14 protein-coding genes and 1 pseudogene are annotated in these 19,244 nt (G+C 36.7%); 3 read left to right on the forward strand and 12 right to left on the reverse strand.

Features of this window, described 5'->3' with window-relative positions; genetic code table 11:
* Positions 1-169: 169 nt before the first annotated feature.
* The gene (gene gdhA / locus IGI80_RS17935; protein ID WP_002360402.1) at positions 170-1,516 is read right to left on the reverse strand and encodes an NADP-specific glutamate dehydrogenase; all 1,347 of its coding nucleotides are present in this window, start codon (positions 1,514-1,516) and stop codon (positions 170-172) included.
* Positions 1,517-1,653: 137 nt separating this feature from the next.
* Here gdhA and IGI80_RS17940 point away from each other — a divergent pair, with 137 nt between their 5' ends.
* Entirely contained in the window at positions 1,654-2,940 is a 1,287-nt protein-coding gene (locus IGI80_RS17940) for an NAD(P)/FAD-dependent oxidoreductase (RefSeq protein ID WP_002361770.1), read from the forward strand.
* Positions 2,941-2,980: 40 nt separating this feature from the next.
* Here IGI80_RS17940 and abc-f read toward each other — a convergent pair.
* Positions 2,981-4,447: pseudogene (gene abc-f, locus IGI80_RS17945) on the reverse strand (ribosomal protection-like ABC-F family protein).
* 245 nt (positions 4,448-4,692) lie between these two features.
* On the opposite strand from abc-f, the gene IGI80_RS17950 reads away from it, so the two are divergent.
* The gene (locus IGI80_RS17950) at positions 4,693-5,199 is read left to right on the forward strand and encodes a hypothetical protein (RefSeq protein ID WP_002357693.1); all 507 of its coding nucleotides are present in this window, start codon (positions 4,693-4,695) and stop codon (positions 5,197-5,199) included.
* A 25-nt stretch (positions 5,200-5,224) separates the two neighbouring features.
* Here the strand turns inward: IGI80_RS17950 and IGI80_RS17955 are convergent, their stop codons facing one another.
* Positions 5,225-6,619, reverse strand: a complete 1,395-nt coding sequence (locus IGI80_RS17955) for a 6-phospho-beta-glucosidase (protein WP_002357694.1) — start codon at positions 6,617-6,619, stop codon at positions 5,225-5,227.
* Positions 6,620-6,760: 141 nt separating this feature from the next.
* Here IGI80_RS17955 and IGI80_RS17960 point away from each other — a divergent pair, with 141 nt between their 5' ends.
* Positions 6,761-7,759: a LacI family DNA-binding transcriptional regulator gene (locus tag IGI80_RS17960; protein ID WP_002360405.1), complete on the forward strand. Its 999-nt coding sequence runs from the start codon at positions 6,761-6,763 to the stop codon at positions 7,757-7,759.
* A 35-nt stretch (positions 7,760-7,794) separates the two neighbouring features.
* Here IGI80_RS17960 and IGI80_RS17965 read toward each other — a convergent pair whose 3' ends face one another.
* From IGI80_RS17965 to IGI80_RS18005, 9 genes are all read right to left on the reverse strand, one after another.
* The gene (locus tag IGI80_RS17965) at positions 7,795-9,057 is read right to left on the reverse strand and encodes an ABC transporter permease (RefSeq protein WP_002357698.1); all 1,263 of its coding nucleotides are present in this window, start codon (positions 9,055-9,057) and stop codon (positions 7,795-7,797) included.
* Positions 9,050-9,949, reverse strand: a complete 900-nt coding sequence (locus IGI80_RS17970) for an ABC transporter ATP-binding protein (protein WP_002357699.1) — start codon at positions 9,947-9,949, stop codon at positions 9,050-9,052. The genes IGI80_RS17965 and IGI80_RS17970 overlap by 8 nt, the downstream gene beginning before the upstream one ends.
* Positions 9,950-10,053: 104 nt before the next feature.
* Positions 10,054-10,311 (reverse strand): DUF3884 family protein, encoded by a 258-nt coding sequence (locus tag IGI80_RS17975; protein WP_002369461.1) that lies wholly within the window; start codon positions 10,309-10,311, stop codon positions 10,054-10,056.
* A 603-nt stretch (positions 10,312-10,914) separates the two neighbouring features.
* The gene (gene uvrC / locus IGI80_RS17980; protein ID WP_002366633.1) at positions 10,915-12,711 is read right to left on the reverse strand and encodes an excinuclease ABC subunit UvrC; all 1,797 of its coding nucleotides are present in this window, start codon (positions 12,709-12,711) and stop codon (positions 10,915-10,917) included.
* 164 nt (positions 12,712-12,875) lie between these two features.
* Positions 12,876-13,190, reverse strand: coding sequence for a thioredoxin (gene trxA / locus IGI80_RS17985; protein WP_002357703.1), 315 nt, complete (start codon positions 13,188-13,190; stop codon positions 12,876-12,878).
* A 97-nt stretch (positions 13,191-13,287) separates the two neighbouring features.
* Entirely contained in the window at positions 13,288-15,654 is a 2,367-nt protein-coding gene (locus tag IGI80_RS17990; protein WP_002361764.1) for an endonuclease MutS2, read from the reverse strand.
* 110 nt (positions 15,655-15,764) lie between these two features.
* Positions 15,765-16,313: a CvpA family protein gene (locus IGI80_RS17995; protein WP_002357705.1), complete on the reverse strand. Its 549-nt coding sequence runs from the start codon at positions 16,311-16,313 to the stop codon at positions 15,765-15,767.
* Between the two features lie 19 nt (positions 16,314-16,332).
* Positions 16,333-16,776 (reverse strand): cell division protein ZapA, encoded by a 444-nt coding sequence (gene zapA / locus IGI80_RS18000; protein ID WP_002357706.1) that lies wholly within the window; start codon positions 16,774-16,776, stop codon positions 16,333-16,335.
* 268 nt (positions 16,777-17,044) lie between these two features.
* Positions 17,045-19,147 (reverse strand): heavy metal translocating P-type ATPase, encoded by a 2,103-nt coding sequence (locus IGI80_RS18005; RefSeq protein WP_438724231.1) that lies wholly within the window; start codon positions 19,145-19,147, stop codon positions 17,045-17,047.
* Between the last annotated feature and the right edge of the window lie 97 nt (positions 19,148-19,244).

The raw sequence follows: 19,244 nt of genomic DNA on the forward strand, positions 1-19,244 counted from the left end.
TCGAAAGTAAACTTACTACATGTATACTTTACGTGTTTTTAGACATTTTTTCAAGCAAATTCTTTTGGATAGACCAATTGTTTAATTTTAACTATTTAATTAGAGATATTTATTCTCTTAATCAAACAAATCAATAAAAAATGCTAGGAAATCCTAGCATTTTTTGTTATTAAACGAGTCCTTGACTTAGCATCGCTGCCGCTACTTTTTCAAAGCCAGCAATATTCGCACCTAAAACAAAGTTATCTCGTGCCTGATATTCGTTAGCTGTATCACGACAAGTCTCATAAATGTTTTGCATAATTTGATCTAGCATACCGTCAACTTTTTCAAAGGACCAAGCTAAACGTTCAGCATTTTGGCTCATCTCTAATGCAGAAACCGCAACACCACCTGCATTAGCGGCTTTGCCTGGACAATAAATTACAGCTGATTTAGCAAAAACGGCGACTGCTTCTAGTGTACAAGGCATATTTGCGCCTTCTGCCACGACTTTCACTCCGTTTTTCACTAAAATAGCGGCTTGCTTTTCGTTGATTTCATTTTGTGTTGCACATGGTAATGCAATGTCATAAGCTGTTTCGAAATCCCAAACAGATTCTTTATCATAATAAGTTGCGCCTTTACGTGTTTCAACATATTTTGAAATGCGTTCACGATTTTTTTCTTTTAGTTCTTTTACTAACGCCACATCAATTCCTTCTGGATCATAGACAAAACCAGACGAATCGGAACATGTGATTACTGTGGCGCCTAGCTCAGTTGCTTTTTCCATGGCATAAATTGCGACATTACCGCTACCAGAAACAGCGACTTTTTTGCCTTCAAACGTATCGTTTTTATCTGCTAATAAATGTTTAACAAAATAAACCGTTCCATAACCCGTCGCTTCTGTTCTTGCTTGGCTTCCCCAGTATCCTAAAGGTTTTCCAGTCAACACTCCTGCATCATAGTTGCGCAAGCGTTTATACATGCCAAACAAATAACCAATTTCACGAGCGCCTACGCCAATATCGCCTGCTGGAACATCTGTACTTGGACCAATATGTTTTTGAAGTTCGGTCATGAAACTTTGACAAAAGCGCATCACTTCAGCATCTGACTTACCTTTTGGATCAAAATCACTACCGCCTTTGCCGCCACCGATTGGCAAACCAGTTAAACTATTTTTAAAAATTTGTTCAAAGGCCAAAAACTTCATCACACTTAAATTCACACTTGGATGAAACCGCAAACCACCTTTGTATGGTCCAATCGCTGAATTATATTGGACACGATAGCCTCTGTTCACATGCCAGTTGCCCTGGTCATCTTGCCACGGCACACGAAATTGAAAAATACGTTCAGGTTCAATCAAGACACCTAAAACATTTGCTTCAATGTATTGAGGATTTTTTTCTAAAAAACCTTCTACGGTTGGTAAAAACTCATCGACTGCTTGTAAATATTCTGTTTGACCTTGGTCTAATTGGTGAATTTTTTCTTGAATATTTTTAACATATTGTTTTGCGTCCATTTAATCATCCTCTCATTGTTATAAGTTTATTTTAACTGAAAATTCAAAAATTACCATAGTCAAACGTTTATTTTTTCCTTAAATCCAGAAAAAATCCTGTAATTATGGTACACTACCTATTGAATTGGAGGAGAACTATGAAGAAATTTGATGTAATTATTGTCGGTGCTGGGACGAGTGGTATGATGGCCACGATTGCGGCCGCAGAAGCTGGTGCTCAAGTATTATTGATTGAAAAAAATCGCCGTGTTGGGAAAAAATTATTAATGACTGGTGGCGGCCGCTGTAATGTAACCAATAATCGGCCCGCAGAAGAAATCATTTCATTTATTCCTGGGAATGGAAAATTTTTATACAGCGCATTTTCACAATTTGATAACTATGATATCATGAACTTTTTTGAATCCAATGGTATTCACTTAAAAGAAGAAGATCACGGACGCATGTTCCCTGTTACAGATAAATCGAAGTCAATTGTTGATGCGCTATTTAACCGCATTAACGAATTAGGAGTCACTGTTTTTACAAAAACACAGGTCACAAAATTACTACGAAAAGACGATCAAATAATTGGCGTTGAAACCGAACTGGAAAAAATTTATGCACCGTGTGTTGTATTAACAACTGGCGGCCGCACTTATCCTTCCACAGGAGCAACTGGTGATGGCTATAAACTAGCCAAAAAAATGGGGCATACCATCAGCCCGCTCTACCCTACCGAATCGCCTATTATTTCTGAAGAACCTTTTATCCTTGATAAAACGTTGCAAGGTCTCTCTTTACAAGATATTAATTTAACTGTTTTGAACCAAAAAGGAAAACCTTTAGTTAATCATCAAATGGATATGCTGTTTACACATTTTGGCATTTCAGGACCTGCCGCGCTCCGCTGTTCTAGTTTTATTAACCAAGAGTTAACTCGCAACGGCAATCAACCTGTCACGGTAGCCTTGGATGTGTTTCCGACAAAATCTTTTGAAGAAGTGCTGAAAAATGTTGATTACATGATTGAGGAACAGCCAAATAAAGTGGCAAAAAATGCCTTTCATTCTTTAATACCAGAACGTCTGCTTACTTTTTATCTAGAGAAACTAGCAATTGAAGAAGTGCCTGCCAAACAACTAACAGAAAAGCAACGTCTTTCCTTTGTGGAACTACTGAAAGACTTTCAGTTCACTGTTACGAAAACATTGCCTTTGGAAAAATCTTTTGTCACAGGCGGTGGGATTTCCCTCAAAGAAGTGACCCCTAAAACAATGGAGAGCAAATTAGTCAATGGTTTATTTTTTGCTGGTGAACTTTTAGATATTAATGGCTATACTGGAGGCTACAATGTTACAGCTGCATTTGTCACTGGACATGTTGCTGGCTCCCATGCCGCAGAAATTGCAGAATACACCTATTTACCAATTGAAGAAGTCTAAACAAAAAGTCGCTAAAATAGCGACTTTTTGTTTACTTTTTTTATTTATCAATAATTTTCCCGTTTTCTAAATAAATAGTGCGGGTGGCTACTTTTTCCACAAACGTTTCATCATGCGAGGTGAAAATTACTGTTCCTTGATAGGCACTTATAAATTCTTCAAGTGCTTGGATTGTCTCTAAATCAAGAAAATTGGTGGGTTCATCCAATAAGATAATATTATTTGGTTCTATAAACAGTTGCGCCAAAGTAATTTTTATGGCTTCGCCACCACTTAGAGAAGATATCTTTGTCTGTAAATTTTCTTGTTGAAAACCTAGCCGATATAAAAGTGAACGCACAACCTTTTCAGAATAATTTGTCCGCTTCAATAAATAAGTCAACAGTGGCTCATCATTTTTTAATCGATAATCTAATTGATGATACGTTCCTAACCGGACTTTGGGAGAAAAGTAAATGGCCGGGTGACGAGCTTCAATTTGTTAAAGGAAGGTACTCTTCCCAGCACCATTTTTTCCACAAAGTGCTATTTTTTCGTTTAAAGGAATTTGAACGTTCACTTGGTTAAGAATTGTTCGATTCTCATAAGCGAAAGTTAAATTTTCAATTCTAATTGGATATGGATTGTATAAAGAGAACTGATTATTAGTAGGAAAAATAATTTTTCGCTCTTGTTTTGCTTGCGCAACATCGGGTAATCTGTCAATTCTGGCATTAATCGCTTTCGCTTGTTTTTGGAGTGCTTTTTGTACGGTATCTTTTTGTTTAGAACCAGCTAAACGACTAGGTTTAATTTGCTTTTGTTTTTGTTTTTTTGAAACATGACTAGATTTTTGCGCTTGTGCTTGTTTCTTTGTGTAAGATTCCTGTAATTTTTTCTTTTCCTTTTGATACTGATGATAGACATTATATCGTGTTTGCTGTTCCAATTCTTTTTGACGACAATAGGCATCGTAGTTTCCTAAATATTCTTTGACATGTCCATCCGAAACTTCCCAAATTTTCTCTGCTAATTGATTCAAGAAAAAGCGATCATGACTAACAAACAAAACGGTCCCATAATAATACGTTAAATCTGCCACTAACAACTGACGATGTTCTTTATCTAAATGTGTAGTTGGTTCATCTAAAATAACCCCGGTTGGATACTCTGAAAATAATGTTGCTAAGCGTTTTTGGACTTTTTCGCCACCACTTAGTTTTTGATTTTTCTGATTTAGCAAACAGTTTTTGTCAGTTTTCTCTGGTTCATTCGTTATTTCTTCAGCTACTTGTGCCAAGTAATGAAAGTCGTTCAATCTTTGAACTTTTCCTTTGTCTGATTGAATCTTACCCATAATTAAATTGAGCAGTGTTGATTTTCCTGCGCCGTTTTTACCAATAATCCCAATTTTTTCATTTTCATATACAAATAATTCATCAATTTCTAGAATTGGTTTTCCCGAAAAGTGAATACTTACTTCTTTCAGATGAATACTTAATTTTTTCATTTTGCCTTCTTCTTTCATTTCTGAAACGAAAGAATCTTGGGTACGCAAAAAAGGACAGCCTAATCGCTATCCTTGTAGTTTCGTATAAAAGTACACACGCCACCCATGAATTTTAATTTCAGACTTTTTGATAAGATTTATTCAATTTATTTTGTCAAAAAGTCAATCCAAATTCTGATAGATGCCAACATACAATTATACCTCCTCGTTTAATTACTCCCACATTAACACCTCTGCTTTCTTTTGTCAATTCTGACCCTAAAATGAGAGAATCGGACTTTAGTAGGATACAATTTTACCGAAACTATGGCAAAATAAAGACGGAGGTGAAAACCATGAAGATTACATTGACACGAAAAACATCAGCTTGGGGCGCGTTACGCTATTTTACATTTTATAAAAATGGCGTGCATCAAGGGAAACTTTTTACTAATGTACCTATTGAAATTGAGGCTGATCCTGGGGATGTTTTAACGTTCTATGAAGGCTGGTTCCAATTTTATCGGCGCATTGAAGTTACTGAAGATACCAAAGAAATCACGATTATCAATTCTAAAAAATTGCAACATGTTTTTTATACCTGTGTCGTCTTATTTTTAATTTTAACGCTATTATTCCTTTCCGCACAGAAACTTTCGACGTTTATTATTGCTGAAATTTTAATTTACTCTGGTATTCAGTGGCTGTTCCGGCAACAAACCTATCATTTTACTGTCAAGAAAAAAACGGAATCCTTTGCTTCCTATTCTAAAAAAAGTATCGCACACTAAACGAATCTTTAGCGTGCGATATTTTTTAATTACTTTTCATTAATTCGGCCACATATGTGACTGTTTCTGGTTGTGTTTCTTCAATTTTATTAATCGCATCTGCAAAATTCGGTAAATGCGCTTTGTGGGCAATTAATAATTCGTCCAACAAGGTCTTCGCCATGACGCCGCCAGGAACTAATGGATTAATAGTGAAAGCATGCAATGCTGCGCCGTAATCACCATTGATGGCTGCTCGAATAACCGTTTCTTCCATAGCTTTCATATTTTGAATAATTCCTCGTGCTGCTGGCGGAAAGGCCCCCCAGTTGTAAGGTTCATGGCCATGAGCTGTCACAGGTCCAGATACTTCTACAACACAATCATACGGTAAATCAGTAATTGTCCCATTATTTTCAGTAGAAACAACCATATCCGTTCGTTTATCATTATAAATTGATGCAATCATTTCACAAGCTGCATCGCTATAGTGTGTGCCGCCCCGTTCTTCTAATTCTTTTGGTTTGTAATCTAGTTTGGGATCTTTATACAATTCAAACAGACGACCTTCCGTTTCTTTAACCACTTGTGCTCTTGTTTCGCCCCGTTCATACTCTTCGATGGAATGCTTCAACATCTCATCTTCAATATAATAATAGCGATGATAACCACATGGTAACATTCCTAAATCTTTTAACTGTTCATAATGGAACGGCGCATCAAAAATATTTTTCAAATGACTTTCTTGCTCTTGCTTAGGTCCGTAAATTAAATCAATGAGTTCTTGTGTTCGCTCTTGTCCTTCTTTGTCCCAAACACGGTGCCAATGGAAATGATTAATTCCAGCAAATTTAAAGAATAAGTCTTCTTCTGGAATTCCCAGCATTTCGGCCGCTTGTTTTCTATGACCAATCGGCACATTACATAAGCCAACTGTTTTTTTCCAACCGCCATGTTTAATTGCAGCTTCCGTAACCATTCCAGCTGGATTAGTAAAATTCACTAACCAAGCATCTGGGCAAAGACGTTTCATATCGTCAATAATAGCTAAAATGACAGGAATTGTTCGAAATGCTTTAAACATTCCTCCCGCGCCATTTGTTTCTTGGCCTAATACCCCATGGGACAAAGGAATCCGTTCATCTTTAATGCGGGCATCTAATAATCCTACACGAAACTGTGTTGAAACAAAATCCGCCCCTTTTAAGGCTGCTTCACGGTCCAATGTTAAATGAACTTCCCAATCTAAACCAGCAGCTTTAATCATGCGCTTCGCCATTGCCCCAACGATTTCCAATTTTTCTTTACCAGCTTCAATATCGACTAACCAAATTTCCTTAATTGGCAGTTCATCTTTTCTTTTAATGTATCCTTCAATTAATTCAGGTGTATAACTAGAACCGCCACCAATTGTTGCAATTTTTAATGCTCCTCTTGTCATCCGTCTTCTTCCTCCTTGATTAAATTGTTATCGTTTACATCTTTAGGATAAATTATGGGAATGTTCCCATGTCAAGCACTATTTTCAAAAAAATGTATGCTATACTTCTTATAAGAATACATTCCACTTTGGAGGTAAAAAATGACGTCTATCATTGATGTAGCAAAAGTTGCCGGTGTCTCGAAATCGACTGTTTCTCGCTTAATTTCTGGAAAAGGATATGTGAGTGCCGATAGTCAAGAAAAAATTCTCAAAGCAATGAAAGAATTAAATTATACCCCGAATTATGTGGCGCGGAATTTACGAGCAGGTGCCACAAAAACCATTGGCTTTTTAGCCCCTAGCTATTTAGGTTCCTTAGGTATTTTCTTGAATCGCTTTATTTCAATTGCCAAAAAATACAATTATTCCGTAACCTTATTTTTTACAGATGGCGATCAGCAAAAAGAAATTGATGCCTTGAACCAATTAAAATACAAACAATTAGATGGCTTGTTTTTATTGACACGAACAAATGAATGGTCGGTGATTGAGCCATACAGCGCGTATGGTCCTTTAGCAACCTGGCATCGTATCGATTCACCTAATATATACTCTTCCTACATTGATCATTACTCTGGTTATTATCGTTCCTTAGAATATTTACAACAACAAGGATACCAAAAAATTGGTCATGTCCTCGGTAATCCCGAAAATTTAAACACGCACGCACGAAAACGTGCAATGAAAGATTTTTATGAAAACACTCAGGCACCTTGGCAAGCTGAGTGGCTGATTAATGATCAGTATACTAACCATTCTGGTCGCAAAATTGCCCATTACTGGCAACAATTAACCGAAAAGCCAGAAGCTTTGGCCTTTTATAATGATCACGTAGCAGCTGAGTTTATTTCAGAACTTGAAAATCTAAATTATGCCGTTCCTCGCGATGTCGCTGTCATTGGCTTTGATAATAGTTATGTCAGTGAATTGATGCATATTACGACTGTTGATTATGCCATTCAGTATCAAGCCGAAAACTCATTTATTTACCTATACAACCAATTAAATCAGACGAACATTCCTGAAAAAAAATTAACCGTTCGTCTAGTTGAACGACGAACGGTGCCTAAAAAAGACCCGGCAGATCAGTCACTTTGACTGATTTACCGGGTCCTTTTAGAGTTAAACAAAAATTATTTATGCTTTTGTTCATTTTTTAAAATAGAAATTGACTGTTTTAAGGATTGAATCATGCCGCCTTCGCTGTATACAAGAACGTTTGATTTGTATAAGCGAGCAGAGAAGATTGTTAAAATAATTCCAAAGACTGCCAAAATCACTAATGAGACAATTGCTTCCATTGTTGATGCCGTTTCGGTCGCCAAGCGTACTGGCATAATGTATGACGAAATCAGCGGAATAAAGGAAGTCACTTTCACCACGATATTTTGTGGATCATTCGTCCCAAACGTAATGCCAATCATATAACCGATTAAACCAATATACATGATGGGCTGAACTGCTTTTGCTGTATCCTCTGGTTTGGAAACAAGAGAACCACAAAGTGCTGCCAAAACAGCAAAAACGAGAATACCAATAATGAAAAAGCCTAATGTAAAAATAAAGGTTGATGAAAAGATACTTTGTGGTGAAATACCACTTAATAGACTTTTCATAAAATCAAGATTTTTCAATTGAGAATAGCCGAGAACAAACGCCACTCCGTAAATAAAAATTTGTGTTAAAGCTACTAGAATAACCCCAGTTAATTTGCCATAAAAATGGGTTTGCGCTTTTGTACTAGAGAGAATAACTTCCATGATTCTAGTGCCTTTTTCAGAAGCAATCTCTTGGGCAATAATTGAAGAATAACTGCTGATGAAGACAAATAACAAAATTGTTATCCCCATTGCTAACGCCATTTGAATCCCTGTGTTATCTTCTCCTGTTTTTATTTTGCCATTTTCATCAAAACTAATTTTGGCTTTTTTAAATGTTGCTTGTTGATTCAACATGGCAACTTGCTCAGCTGTTAGGTTTAAACGATTGGCATTCGCCATTGTTTGTAATTGGTTTAACATTTGAGGAATTAGCATCTCGGTTGCATTTCCTAAAGAGCGTTCAGAGTAAAGCTGACCAGAAATCTGATTATCTGTAGTGTCCAAAAGTAAATAGGCATCAATTTTCTCGTCTTTTAATTGTTCTTGGGCCTTTTTCTCAGAAGAAACAGCTTTGAAAGAAAAGTCCTCTGTTTTATTCTTTGTCAACTCTTTAACGAGCGCTTGATTTTCCGAAACCAGACCAATGGTAGTATCTCCTGAAAAACCGCTAGCTAGAGAGCCCGCTAAGTAAACAATTCCTACAAGAAGAAATGGCGCTAAAATCATGATTAAGAAAGACAGCGACTTCACATTTTTCTTATAGACATCAGTCGCAATAATCCAAAATTTACTCATCTTGCCCACCTACTTTCATTTTGAAAATTTCTTCCAATGTTGGTGGTTGTTGATTAAACATTGGAATGTAGCCGTTGGCTGTCGCTTTATCAAACAACACTTTGCCCACTTCAGCGTTTTCTAATGTCGCTTCTAAGACGCCATCTTGTCGTAAGTGTGCTTCTTTCACACCTGCTGTAGCAGCAACTTCCTCAACAGATAACGGTGATTCTAAAAATAATTTTGTTCGACCAAATTGTTGTCGAATTTCATGAACCTGACCATCTAAAACCATGCGTCCATTTTTTAACATGACTAAATGGTCACAGATTTTCTCCACATTGTCCATATTATGACTGGAAAAAATGACACAAGAACCTTGATTTTTCAATTCAATAATGCCGTCTTTTAATAATTCTGCATTAACTGGATCCAAGCCACTGAATGGTTCGTCTAAAATAATTAACTTCGGTTCATGAATAAGTGTCGCAATCAATTGAACTTTTTGTTGATTTCCTTTTGATAAAGATTTAACTTTATCTGTTTTTTTGCCTTTAACTTGAAATTTTTCCATCCAAAAGTCAATTTTAGGTTCAATTTCTTTTTTAGTTTTTCCCCGCAATGAAGCGAAATAAATTAGTTGGTCTTCAATCGTAATTTTAGGATATAAACCCCGTTCTTCTGGTAAATAACCAATAATATTGTATTCTTTTTCGTTTAATGGTTGACCATTCCATAAAACCGACCCGCTATCTTGTGTTAAAAAATTTAAAATCAAGCGAAATGTAGTTGTTTTCCCGGCACCATTTTGGCCAATTAATCCTAAAATTTTCCCGTCCGGTATCGTAAAGGATACATGATCAACTGCTTTAAAATCCCCAAAGGTTTTGACTAACTCTTTTACCTCTAACACATAAACGCCCCCTTCACTTTTTCTAAACCGCTGTTTAGTTACTCATATCGTATCTTTCCTGTGTTGGCTTGTCAATGACAATTGTTATGGAAAGATGCTGCACTTTAATCAGACGCTTTATTTTCTGCTAAGCGAAAAAGACCATCCGTCTCGGCAGAAATATGCACTTCATTTGCGGTCAAGCCTGTGCTTTCATAAAATGTATTTTTAAATTCCTTTGCCGATTTTGATGATTGACAGGCCCAAATTCGACCTGTACGATTCAACCACGTACCCAATTCATTCATTAAACGCTCATCAATCAGTAATTGATTTGGTACTTTTTTAAATTTTATTTGATAAACGGGTGTTAGTATTTTCATGATCAGACGTCCTCTCTTTTAAGTTAGTATTAGTATATCACGAAAGAAATCGTTATCATATTTTCTTGAGAGTTCAACTTTTCATGAAAAAATTGAATAAAAAAAACAGAGCCTGGGACAAAAATCACTTTGGATTTTTGTCCCAGGCTTAAAACCTTACAAACGGCGGGAACAGAACCAACACTACGCGTTGCTCCGATCTCAACAACTTCTAAGGTGTTTTCTCGACATGCGTCTCGTCACAGTACAGCCTTCAAAAGAGCTACAGCTCTAAGAGTTGCGATGTTTCACTGTGAAGCATGAACAGATGAAATCATCGTACCTACTTGGTGAAGGTCCTTCGGAAATAAGCCGAAATTGTTGAGAATCACGAAGAACGTAGTGATTCGATGATGAACAATACCTACTTGGTCTCCAAAAATTAAAGAGCACTGGGTAGGTATCATGCAACATCAACTCGTTCCTCGTTGTGTTTTATGACAATTTTCGGAAATTCCTTCTTATTGCTGAGAAACACTATTTGCAAAGCAAATAGATGTTGAACAGTACCTACTTGGTTCTCGGAGCTAAACGTTTCTGTCCCGACCTCTGGCTTGTTTTCATTTATTTTTCTATCTCAGAGGTTGTTTCTTGGTGCAAATGACGATACACATTCTTCGCGACAGTTTCAGGTAACCCAGCTTTTCTTAATTCTTCAACACTGGCTGCCGTAATATTTTTAAGCGATTTAAATTCTTTTAAAAGATTTTTTTTGCGTTTCGGTCCCAAGCCTTCAATGTTATCTAATTTGGAAGCAAAACTATTTTTACTACGTAATTGACGATGAAATGTGATGGCAAAACGATGGACTTCATCTTGGATTCGTTGCAACAAGAAAAATTCTTGTGAGTTTCTTTCCAATGGTACAACTTCTAAGTTTGGACCAAATAAAAGTTCACTCGTTTTGTGCTTGTCGTTCTTGGCTAATCCAGCTACAGGAATATCGACTCCTAGTTGATTGGCTAACACATCTTTGGCAACATCGACTTGACCTTTACCACCATCGATTAAAATTAAATCAGGAAAAGGCAAGCCTTCTTTTAAAACTCGTGAATATCTGCGATAAATGACTTCTCTCATAGAAGCGTAATCATCAGGACCTTGGACGGTTTTTATTTTATATTTTCGATACTCATTTTTAGCTGGCCGTCCGTCAATAAACACAACCATCGCAGAAACAGGGTTTGTTCCCATAATATTTGAATTATCAAATGCTTCAATTCGAATGGGCGCAGGTATGTTCATCGCATTGCCTAATTTTTCAACTGCGCCAATTGTTCGTTCTTGTTTCCGTACAATCAAATCAAATTTTTCATTTAAAGCAACTGCAGCATTTTTACTGGCTAATTTAACCAGTTTTTTCTTTTCTCCCCGTTGCGGCTGCAAGATTTTCGTAGCTAATAAAGCTTCGACGCTTTCTTTATCAATGTCATCAGGAATCAAGACTTCTTTTGGCACAAAATGCTCATTCTCTTGATAAAATTGTCCAATAAAAGTTAAAAATGCTTCACTGGCATCATCATAAAATGGAAAAATCGATACATCACGTTCGATTAATTTTCCTTGTCTGACAAAGAATACTTGGACACACATCCAGCCTTTATCAACAGCATAACCAAACACATCACGATCAATTAAATCCACATTCGTCATTTTTTGGCGGGTCATAACTGTTTCAATCGCTTTAATTTGATCGCGAAATTCTGCAGCTTTTTCAAATTCCATATGTGCAGCTGCATAAGCCATTTTTTCTTGTAAGCGGTCCTGAATTTCTGTATGTCCACCAGAGAGAAACCCTTTAATCTCTTCCACCATATCTTTGTAGACTTGCGGATCCACATCAAAAGCATAGGGACACAGACATTGTCCTAAATGATAATACAAACAAGGTGTTTTTTGCGATGGATTACATTTTCGCAAAGGAAAAAGCCGATCTAACAGTTTCTTTGTTTCATTCGCTGCATTTACATCTGGATATGGCCCGAAATATAACGCTTTATCTTTTAAAACCTTTCGAGTAATCATTAAACGAGGATATTTTTCGTTTGTGATTTTGATAAAAGGATAGGTTTTATCGTCTTTTAACATGATGTTATATTTGGGATTATTTTTATGGATTAAATTAATTTCTAATAAAAGTGCTTCAATATTCGATTCTGTCACAATATATTCAAAATCATCGATTTCACTGACTAATCGTTCTGTCTTAGTATCATGGCTACCACGAAAATAAGACCGGACACGGTTTTTCAAAATTTTGGCTTTCCCAACATAGATAATCGTGCCGTTTTTATCTTTCATTAAATAACAACCAGGTTGATCAGGAAGCAGTGCTAATTTATTTTTTATTCGTTCGTTCATACGATACTTCCTTTCTAACAAAATGCTTCATCTATTATACACCTCTTTTTGTAATTAAACAAAAAAAGCCGCTACTTTATGTACGAAAGAAACAGCCTGAAAAGACAATCGTTAAAGATTTCCCTTCAGACTGAATCAGACTATTCGTAATGACTAATCAACGTTTATAAGTGTTTGGCAATCATTGCTTGCAATTGGTCTTTTGTATGAACACCGACTGCTTTTTCAACAACTTCGCCATCTTTTTTCAATAGCAATGTTGGGATGCTCATGATTCCAAAACTTGCTGGTGTTGCAGGATTTTCATCCACATCCATTTTGACGATTTTCACTTCGTCTTCATCATATTCTTCAGATAATTGTTCTAAGATGGGTGCTTGCATACGACAAGGGCCACACCAAGTTGCCCAAAAGTCGATTAAGACTAATCCTTCATCTGTTTCTGTTGCAAAATCTTTATCGGTAATTGCTTGTGTCATTTCACAAACCTCCTACTCTTTACTCTTATTACATGCTTAGTATAACACGTCATCTCTAAGATAGCGAGTGTTCTGCTTACTTATTGTAAGTCCTTGTTTATTGGAATTTTACGACAGTCGCACCATTACCACCTTGGTTTTGTGGCGCAAATTCATAGCTTTTCACACTGCGGTGATTTTTTAAAAATTCCGTTATTCCAGTTCTTAATGCACCTGTTCCTTTGCCGTGAACAATGGTTACTTGTGGATAGCCCGCTAGAATCGCAGCATCAATGTATTGGTCAACTTCTGCCAATGCTTCTTCGTAGCGTTTGCCACGTAAGTCTAGTTGTGTGCCAACATGACTGCTTTCTGCAGAACGAACCGTTGTAACTCTTGGTTTTGCTTCTTTTTGTGGAGCGACAGGCGTCATATCCTCTTCAGATACGTTCATTTTTAAAATGCCTAATTGGACTTGCCATTGTCCTTTGCCGTTGTCTTTTAATAATGTCCCTCGTTGGCCGTAAGTATTGACAATTACTTCATCGCCAGCTTTTAATTTTTTCTGTTCTTTCGCCTTCTTCAGCACTTTGTTTTTAGCAAGCTTGGTTTCTTCGTGGTGTAATTGAGAAAGTTGTGTTTTCGCATCAATTAACTGATGTTCTTTGACACCACCTTGTTGGCCACTTTCCAATTGCATTTTGCGAATATCAGAAATAATAGTTTCCGCATTTTCTTCCGCTTCTGCAATAATTTTATTCGCTTCTTTCCGCGCTTTTTGTAATTCTTTTTCTCGTTCTTCAAAAAACACTTGATAGGCTTCTTTCAGTTCTTTATGCAAAGCCGCCGATTCATCGACATAGTGGCGAGCTTCTAAATATTCAGTTTCGGCCATTTTGCGACGGTTTTCCAGGTCTTCAATCATTTCGTTTAAATCTTGACTTTCACCGTCCATTATTTGTTTTGCAGCTTCAATAATACTGTTGTCTAATCCAAGACGTTTCGAAATTTCAAAAGCATTACTTCGGCCAGGCACGCCAATTAATAAACGATAGGTTGGACTCAAGGTATCTACATCAAATTCCATACTGGCATTGATTGTTCCAGCTCGATTATAGCCATACACTTTTAATTCAGGATAATGGGTTGTTGCCATCACATAGGCTCCTTTAGCGCCCAATGAATCTAAAATGGCAATCGCTAAAGCGGCCCCTTCTTGCGGATCTGTCCCAGCACCTAATTCATCAAATAGTACTAAACTTTGATGATCGACTTTCTTTAAGACAGACACGATATTCGTCATATGTGAAGAGAAAGTACTTAAACTTTGTTCAATCGATTGTTCATCCCCGATATCCGCAAATACTTCTGTAAAAATCCCCATTTTACTCTCTTCTTCAACCGGAATAGGTAATCCAGCTTGACCCATTAATTGTAAAAGACCTAACGTTTTCAGAGTAATGGTTTTCCCGCCGGTATTAGGCCCTGTAATCACAATTGCTTGATATTCTTCTCCAATCACAATGTCATTGGCTACAGCTTTTTCTGGATCCAATAGTGGGTGCCGGGCTTGTTTAAAAACTACATGATTTGCTTGACTAATTTCTGGAACAACTGCTTTTAGTTCTTTTCCTAGTCGCGCCTTAGCATTAATAAAATCAAGTTTACCGATGACATAAGCATTATGCGTAATTTCTCGGCGATAAGGGACCAACTCAGCCGACAGTTCTGCCAAGATGCGAGTAATCTCATTTCTTTCGGCAATTTGTTGTTGTCGCAAACGATTATTCATTTCTAAAATTTGTTTAGGTTCAATAAATAAGGTTTGACCTGAAGCACTTTGGTCGTGAACCACGCCACCAAAAATATTTTTATATTCTTGTTTGACTGGAATCACGTAGCGTTCATTTCGCATAGTAACAAGGGCATCACTCAGATAACGTGCGTTTTTCCCACGAATAATACTATCTAGTTCTTCTCGAATGGTCTGCTCACTACGACGAATATTTTGTCGAATTGCCTTTAAGGCTGGCGAAGCTTCATCTGTGACGTAGCCATCATCATCAATGGCTTGTTTGAGTTGGCGATTTAATTCAGGCAAAACTTCTAGTTGCTCTCGCCACATATATAAACGTTCAAAATCCACTTCATTTTCACTTAACTCATCAAAAAAACGAGTCAGTTCTGAAGTAGTCGATAAGACACGACCTACTTGTGCTAATTCTACACCATTTAAATCCGCACCAATTTCAATCCGTTTCATGTGTGGTTGGATATTTTCTAATTTAGGAATGGGGATTCCACCACGTAATCGTTGAACTTTTAAACCATCCTGTGTTTCATTTAGCCATGCTTGAATTTTATTTTCATCAGCAATCGGTAATAATTCCGAAACTTCGTTTGTCCCCTGAGCTGTCACAATAAATTGCAACAACTGTTGTTTTACTTTATCAAACCCTAATGTTGATAGAATACGCTGATTCATTTTTCCACCTACTTTTCTAACTTTTTCATTTGTTGAAAAGACTGAGACATAACATAAGAAGTTTCGCTTTGCTCACTTACTTCTTATCTCTATCTCAGTCCCATTCAGCTTTATTTCGTAATTGGTTCAACCCATAATTCATATGCTTGTTTTGTTAGAATTGGGGTATTTTTTACAATGCCTCGTGCCAAGCCACTTGATCGAAACTGATTTTGGACAATATCTGACGGAATCATTGACGCCGTAGCTAACACTAGAAAAAGACCCACGTATAACACAAGAACACTTAATACGCCACCTAATAGTCCATTTACCTGTTTCAAAACTGGAATAAATGTTAATCCATGTAAAAAGATAGCTAAAAAACGAACGACCAACCAGCCTGCAAACAGCAATAATAAAAACGCAACCGCTGAATAAAAGGCTTTGTCCAAGTCTAAAGAAATCTCTTGATTAAAAAAGACAAGCTTTGACGTTGGCGTAACCGATGGATATGGAATATACAATTCTAAATGAGAAGCGACCTCTTTGTAATAGGTTCGAGCAACAAAATATGAAATTAAGTAACCCACTGAATAGAGCACTTGTAAAATCAAGCCTCGTTTAGCTCCTGTATAAAATCCAAAGGCTAAAAGTAATAAAATAAGTATTGTTAACATCTTGTCATCCTTTCAGGAACTACTCCGAAACACCTTTATTTTGAATCTGCTGTTTTCGATTTTCATTCAAAATTTGTTGGGCTTCCACATGATTATGAATTTCTACATCTTCTTGTCCATTCTTTTTCAAAACATCTCGTGCTTCTTCTTCGATAATTTCCATTCGGCGCACACGATTCTCTAATTCAGCCAAACGAATGGTTTTCTGTTTTAAATCTGCTACTTGTTTTTCCAATTTTAAAGCATATTCTTGTTTTTTTAGTTGATCTGAAATTGCATTAATTGCTAATAAAACAGAAGCTTGTTCCGTATCAGTTTGCGGAGAAAGATGTTTAATTTCCGCCAGTTGTTCGTTGACAATTTTTGTGACTAAATCCATATGTTGTTTTGACTCTTGGCCAATAATTGTATACGTATGGTCTGCAATGATTGCTTTATATCGTGTTTTTTCATTTGATGCCATGTTGAGGTTCCCTCCTGTAAATCAATCCATTCTTGCTTATTGTACCATGAAAAAAAAGCGAAGCGCAATTTTCGTACAAATTCTCTCTTATTATATGCCACAAAGCAAAAAATTTAAAGATTTCTTTACAAGAACTCTGGCAATTTAAGAACGAATAGAAATTGTGTAGGAGAAAAAGCGTGGAACAAAAAGTCAAAGTGATTTTTGTCCCACGCTCAAACTCTGATAATCAGCTAAAAATGTTTGTTTCAGCTGTACTTTTTAAGGCTTAGTTATTATCTTTCATCTTTTCTACACGTAAACAACGCATAGCATTTAATACAGCGATAATAGTTACACCAACATCAGCAAACACTGCTGCTTGCATTGAAGCCAAGCCTAATGCACCTAGTACCAAAACAATGATTTTAACAGCAATCGCAAAGATAATGTTTTGTTTAACAATTCTCAATGTTTTTCTTGATAATTTAATCGCAGAGGCGATACGACTTGGTTCATCATTCATAATCACCACATCAGCAGCTTCAATTGCCGCGTCACTTCCTAAACCACCCATGGCAATCCCAACATCAGCCCGGGCTAAAACAGGTGCATCATTCATGCCGTCACCAACAAAGGCAACTTTGTTTTTAGGTGAGGATGCTTTTAACAACTCTTCTAAACGATCCACTTTGCCATCTGGTAAAAGTTCTGCATAAACTTTGTCAACACCAACTTCTTTTGCAATAGCTTCTGCAACTTGTTGATTGTCTCCAGTCAGCATAACAGTTTGTTTGACCCCTTCAGCCTTTAATTCTTTTATTGCTGAAATGGCGTCTGGTTTCAATTGATCCGCAATCACTAAATAGCCTGCAAATTGATTATCAATAGCGACAAAAATTAAAGTTCCCGCTTCCTTCACTTCTGGTGCTTCGATACCAAATTGTTTCATTAACTTCGCATTACCGACTAAAACTGTTTTGCCTTCAATTGTGGCTTTGATACCGTGTCCGGCAACCTCTTCAATTGCTGTTGCTGGAACTGTTTCTTTGCCATAGCTTTCTTTAATAGAAATAGCAATAGGATGAGTGGATAATTGTTCTGCTGTTGCTGTTAAACGTAACAACTCTTCTTCAGGTAAAACAACACTAGTTATGTTTTGAACCACAAAATTTCCTTTTGTTAGCGTACCAGTTTTATCAAAAACAACCGTTTCCGTATTCGCTAAAATTTCTAAATAGTTGCTTCCTTTAATTAAAACACCTAGTTTGCTGGCTCCGCCAATTCCACCGAAGAAACTTAAAGGAACAGAAATGACTAAGGCACATGGACAAGAAATAACCAAGAACGTTAATGCCCGATAAACCCATTCATTAATAGAAGTATCAGGGAAAATAAATGGTGGAATCACTGCCAATAAGACAGCTAAAACAACGACAACTGGTGTATAGTAACGAGCAAATTTAGAAATAAAGTTTTCTGCAGGGGCTTTTTTACTGCTAGCATTTTCAACTAAATCTAAAATTTTGCTAACTGTTGAATCCCCAAATTTTTTCGTAACATTAATGGTCAAGGCCCCATTTTTATTGATAAAACCACCTAAGATTTCATCGCCGACTTTGACCGTTCTTGGAACGGATTCACCAGTTAACGCAGAGGTATCTACCATGCTTGATCCATCAATAATGTGGCCATCTAACGGAACTTTTTCACCTGGTTTCACTAATATTTGTTGCCCAATTTCAATTGTATCTGGAGCGACCGCTTTTATTTGTCCATTTACTAAAAGATTTGCTGAATCTGGACGAATATCCATTAATTTGGCAATTGATTTTCTGGATTGATCAACCGCAGCACTTTGGAACCATTCGCCGACTTGGTAGAATAACATTACTGCCACAGCTTCGGGATATTCCCCAATAAAGAATGCCCCAATCGTTGCCACAGACATTAAGAAATTTTCATCAAACACTTCCCCACGAAAAATATTCGTTACCGCTCGTTTGACAATGTCGCCACCAATTAAGACATAAACGACTAAATAAGATGCCAAAGCAACCCAATTATTACTTGGTTTAATGATAATAAGTGCTAAAAATAAAACAAATGCAATAATGATACGAATTAAGCGATTCTTATTTGGATTACGTCCCTCTTCTTCTTTGACATCTTTTAAAGAAATAACTTTGACATCTGGTTCTAACTTACCAATCACTGCACGCGCTTCATTTTCGACTTCTAAATCATGTCCTGATTCAACTTCCAGTGTCATCTTTTCAGCCATGAAGTCCACACGCGCTTTTTCTACTCCGTGAATTTTTTGGACAGATTTTTCAATTTTGTCTGCGCAACTTGCACAATCAAGTCCTTCTAGTTTATAACTCTTTTGCATTTAAACACCTTCACTCCCTATATAATAGCGTTTATTCCGTTTACATGAATAACCTTTCATGAATCTATTATAAATGAAGATGCAATCATATGTCAAC

This window comes from Enterococcus sp. DIV1420a (assembly GCF_051712165.1).
Lineage (GTDB): Bacteria > Bacillota > Bacilli > Lactobacillales > Enterococcaceae > Enterococcus > Enterococcus faecalis.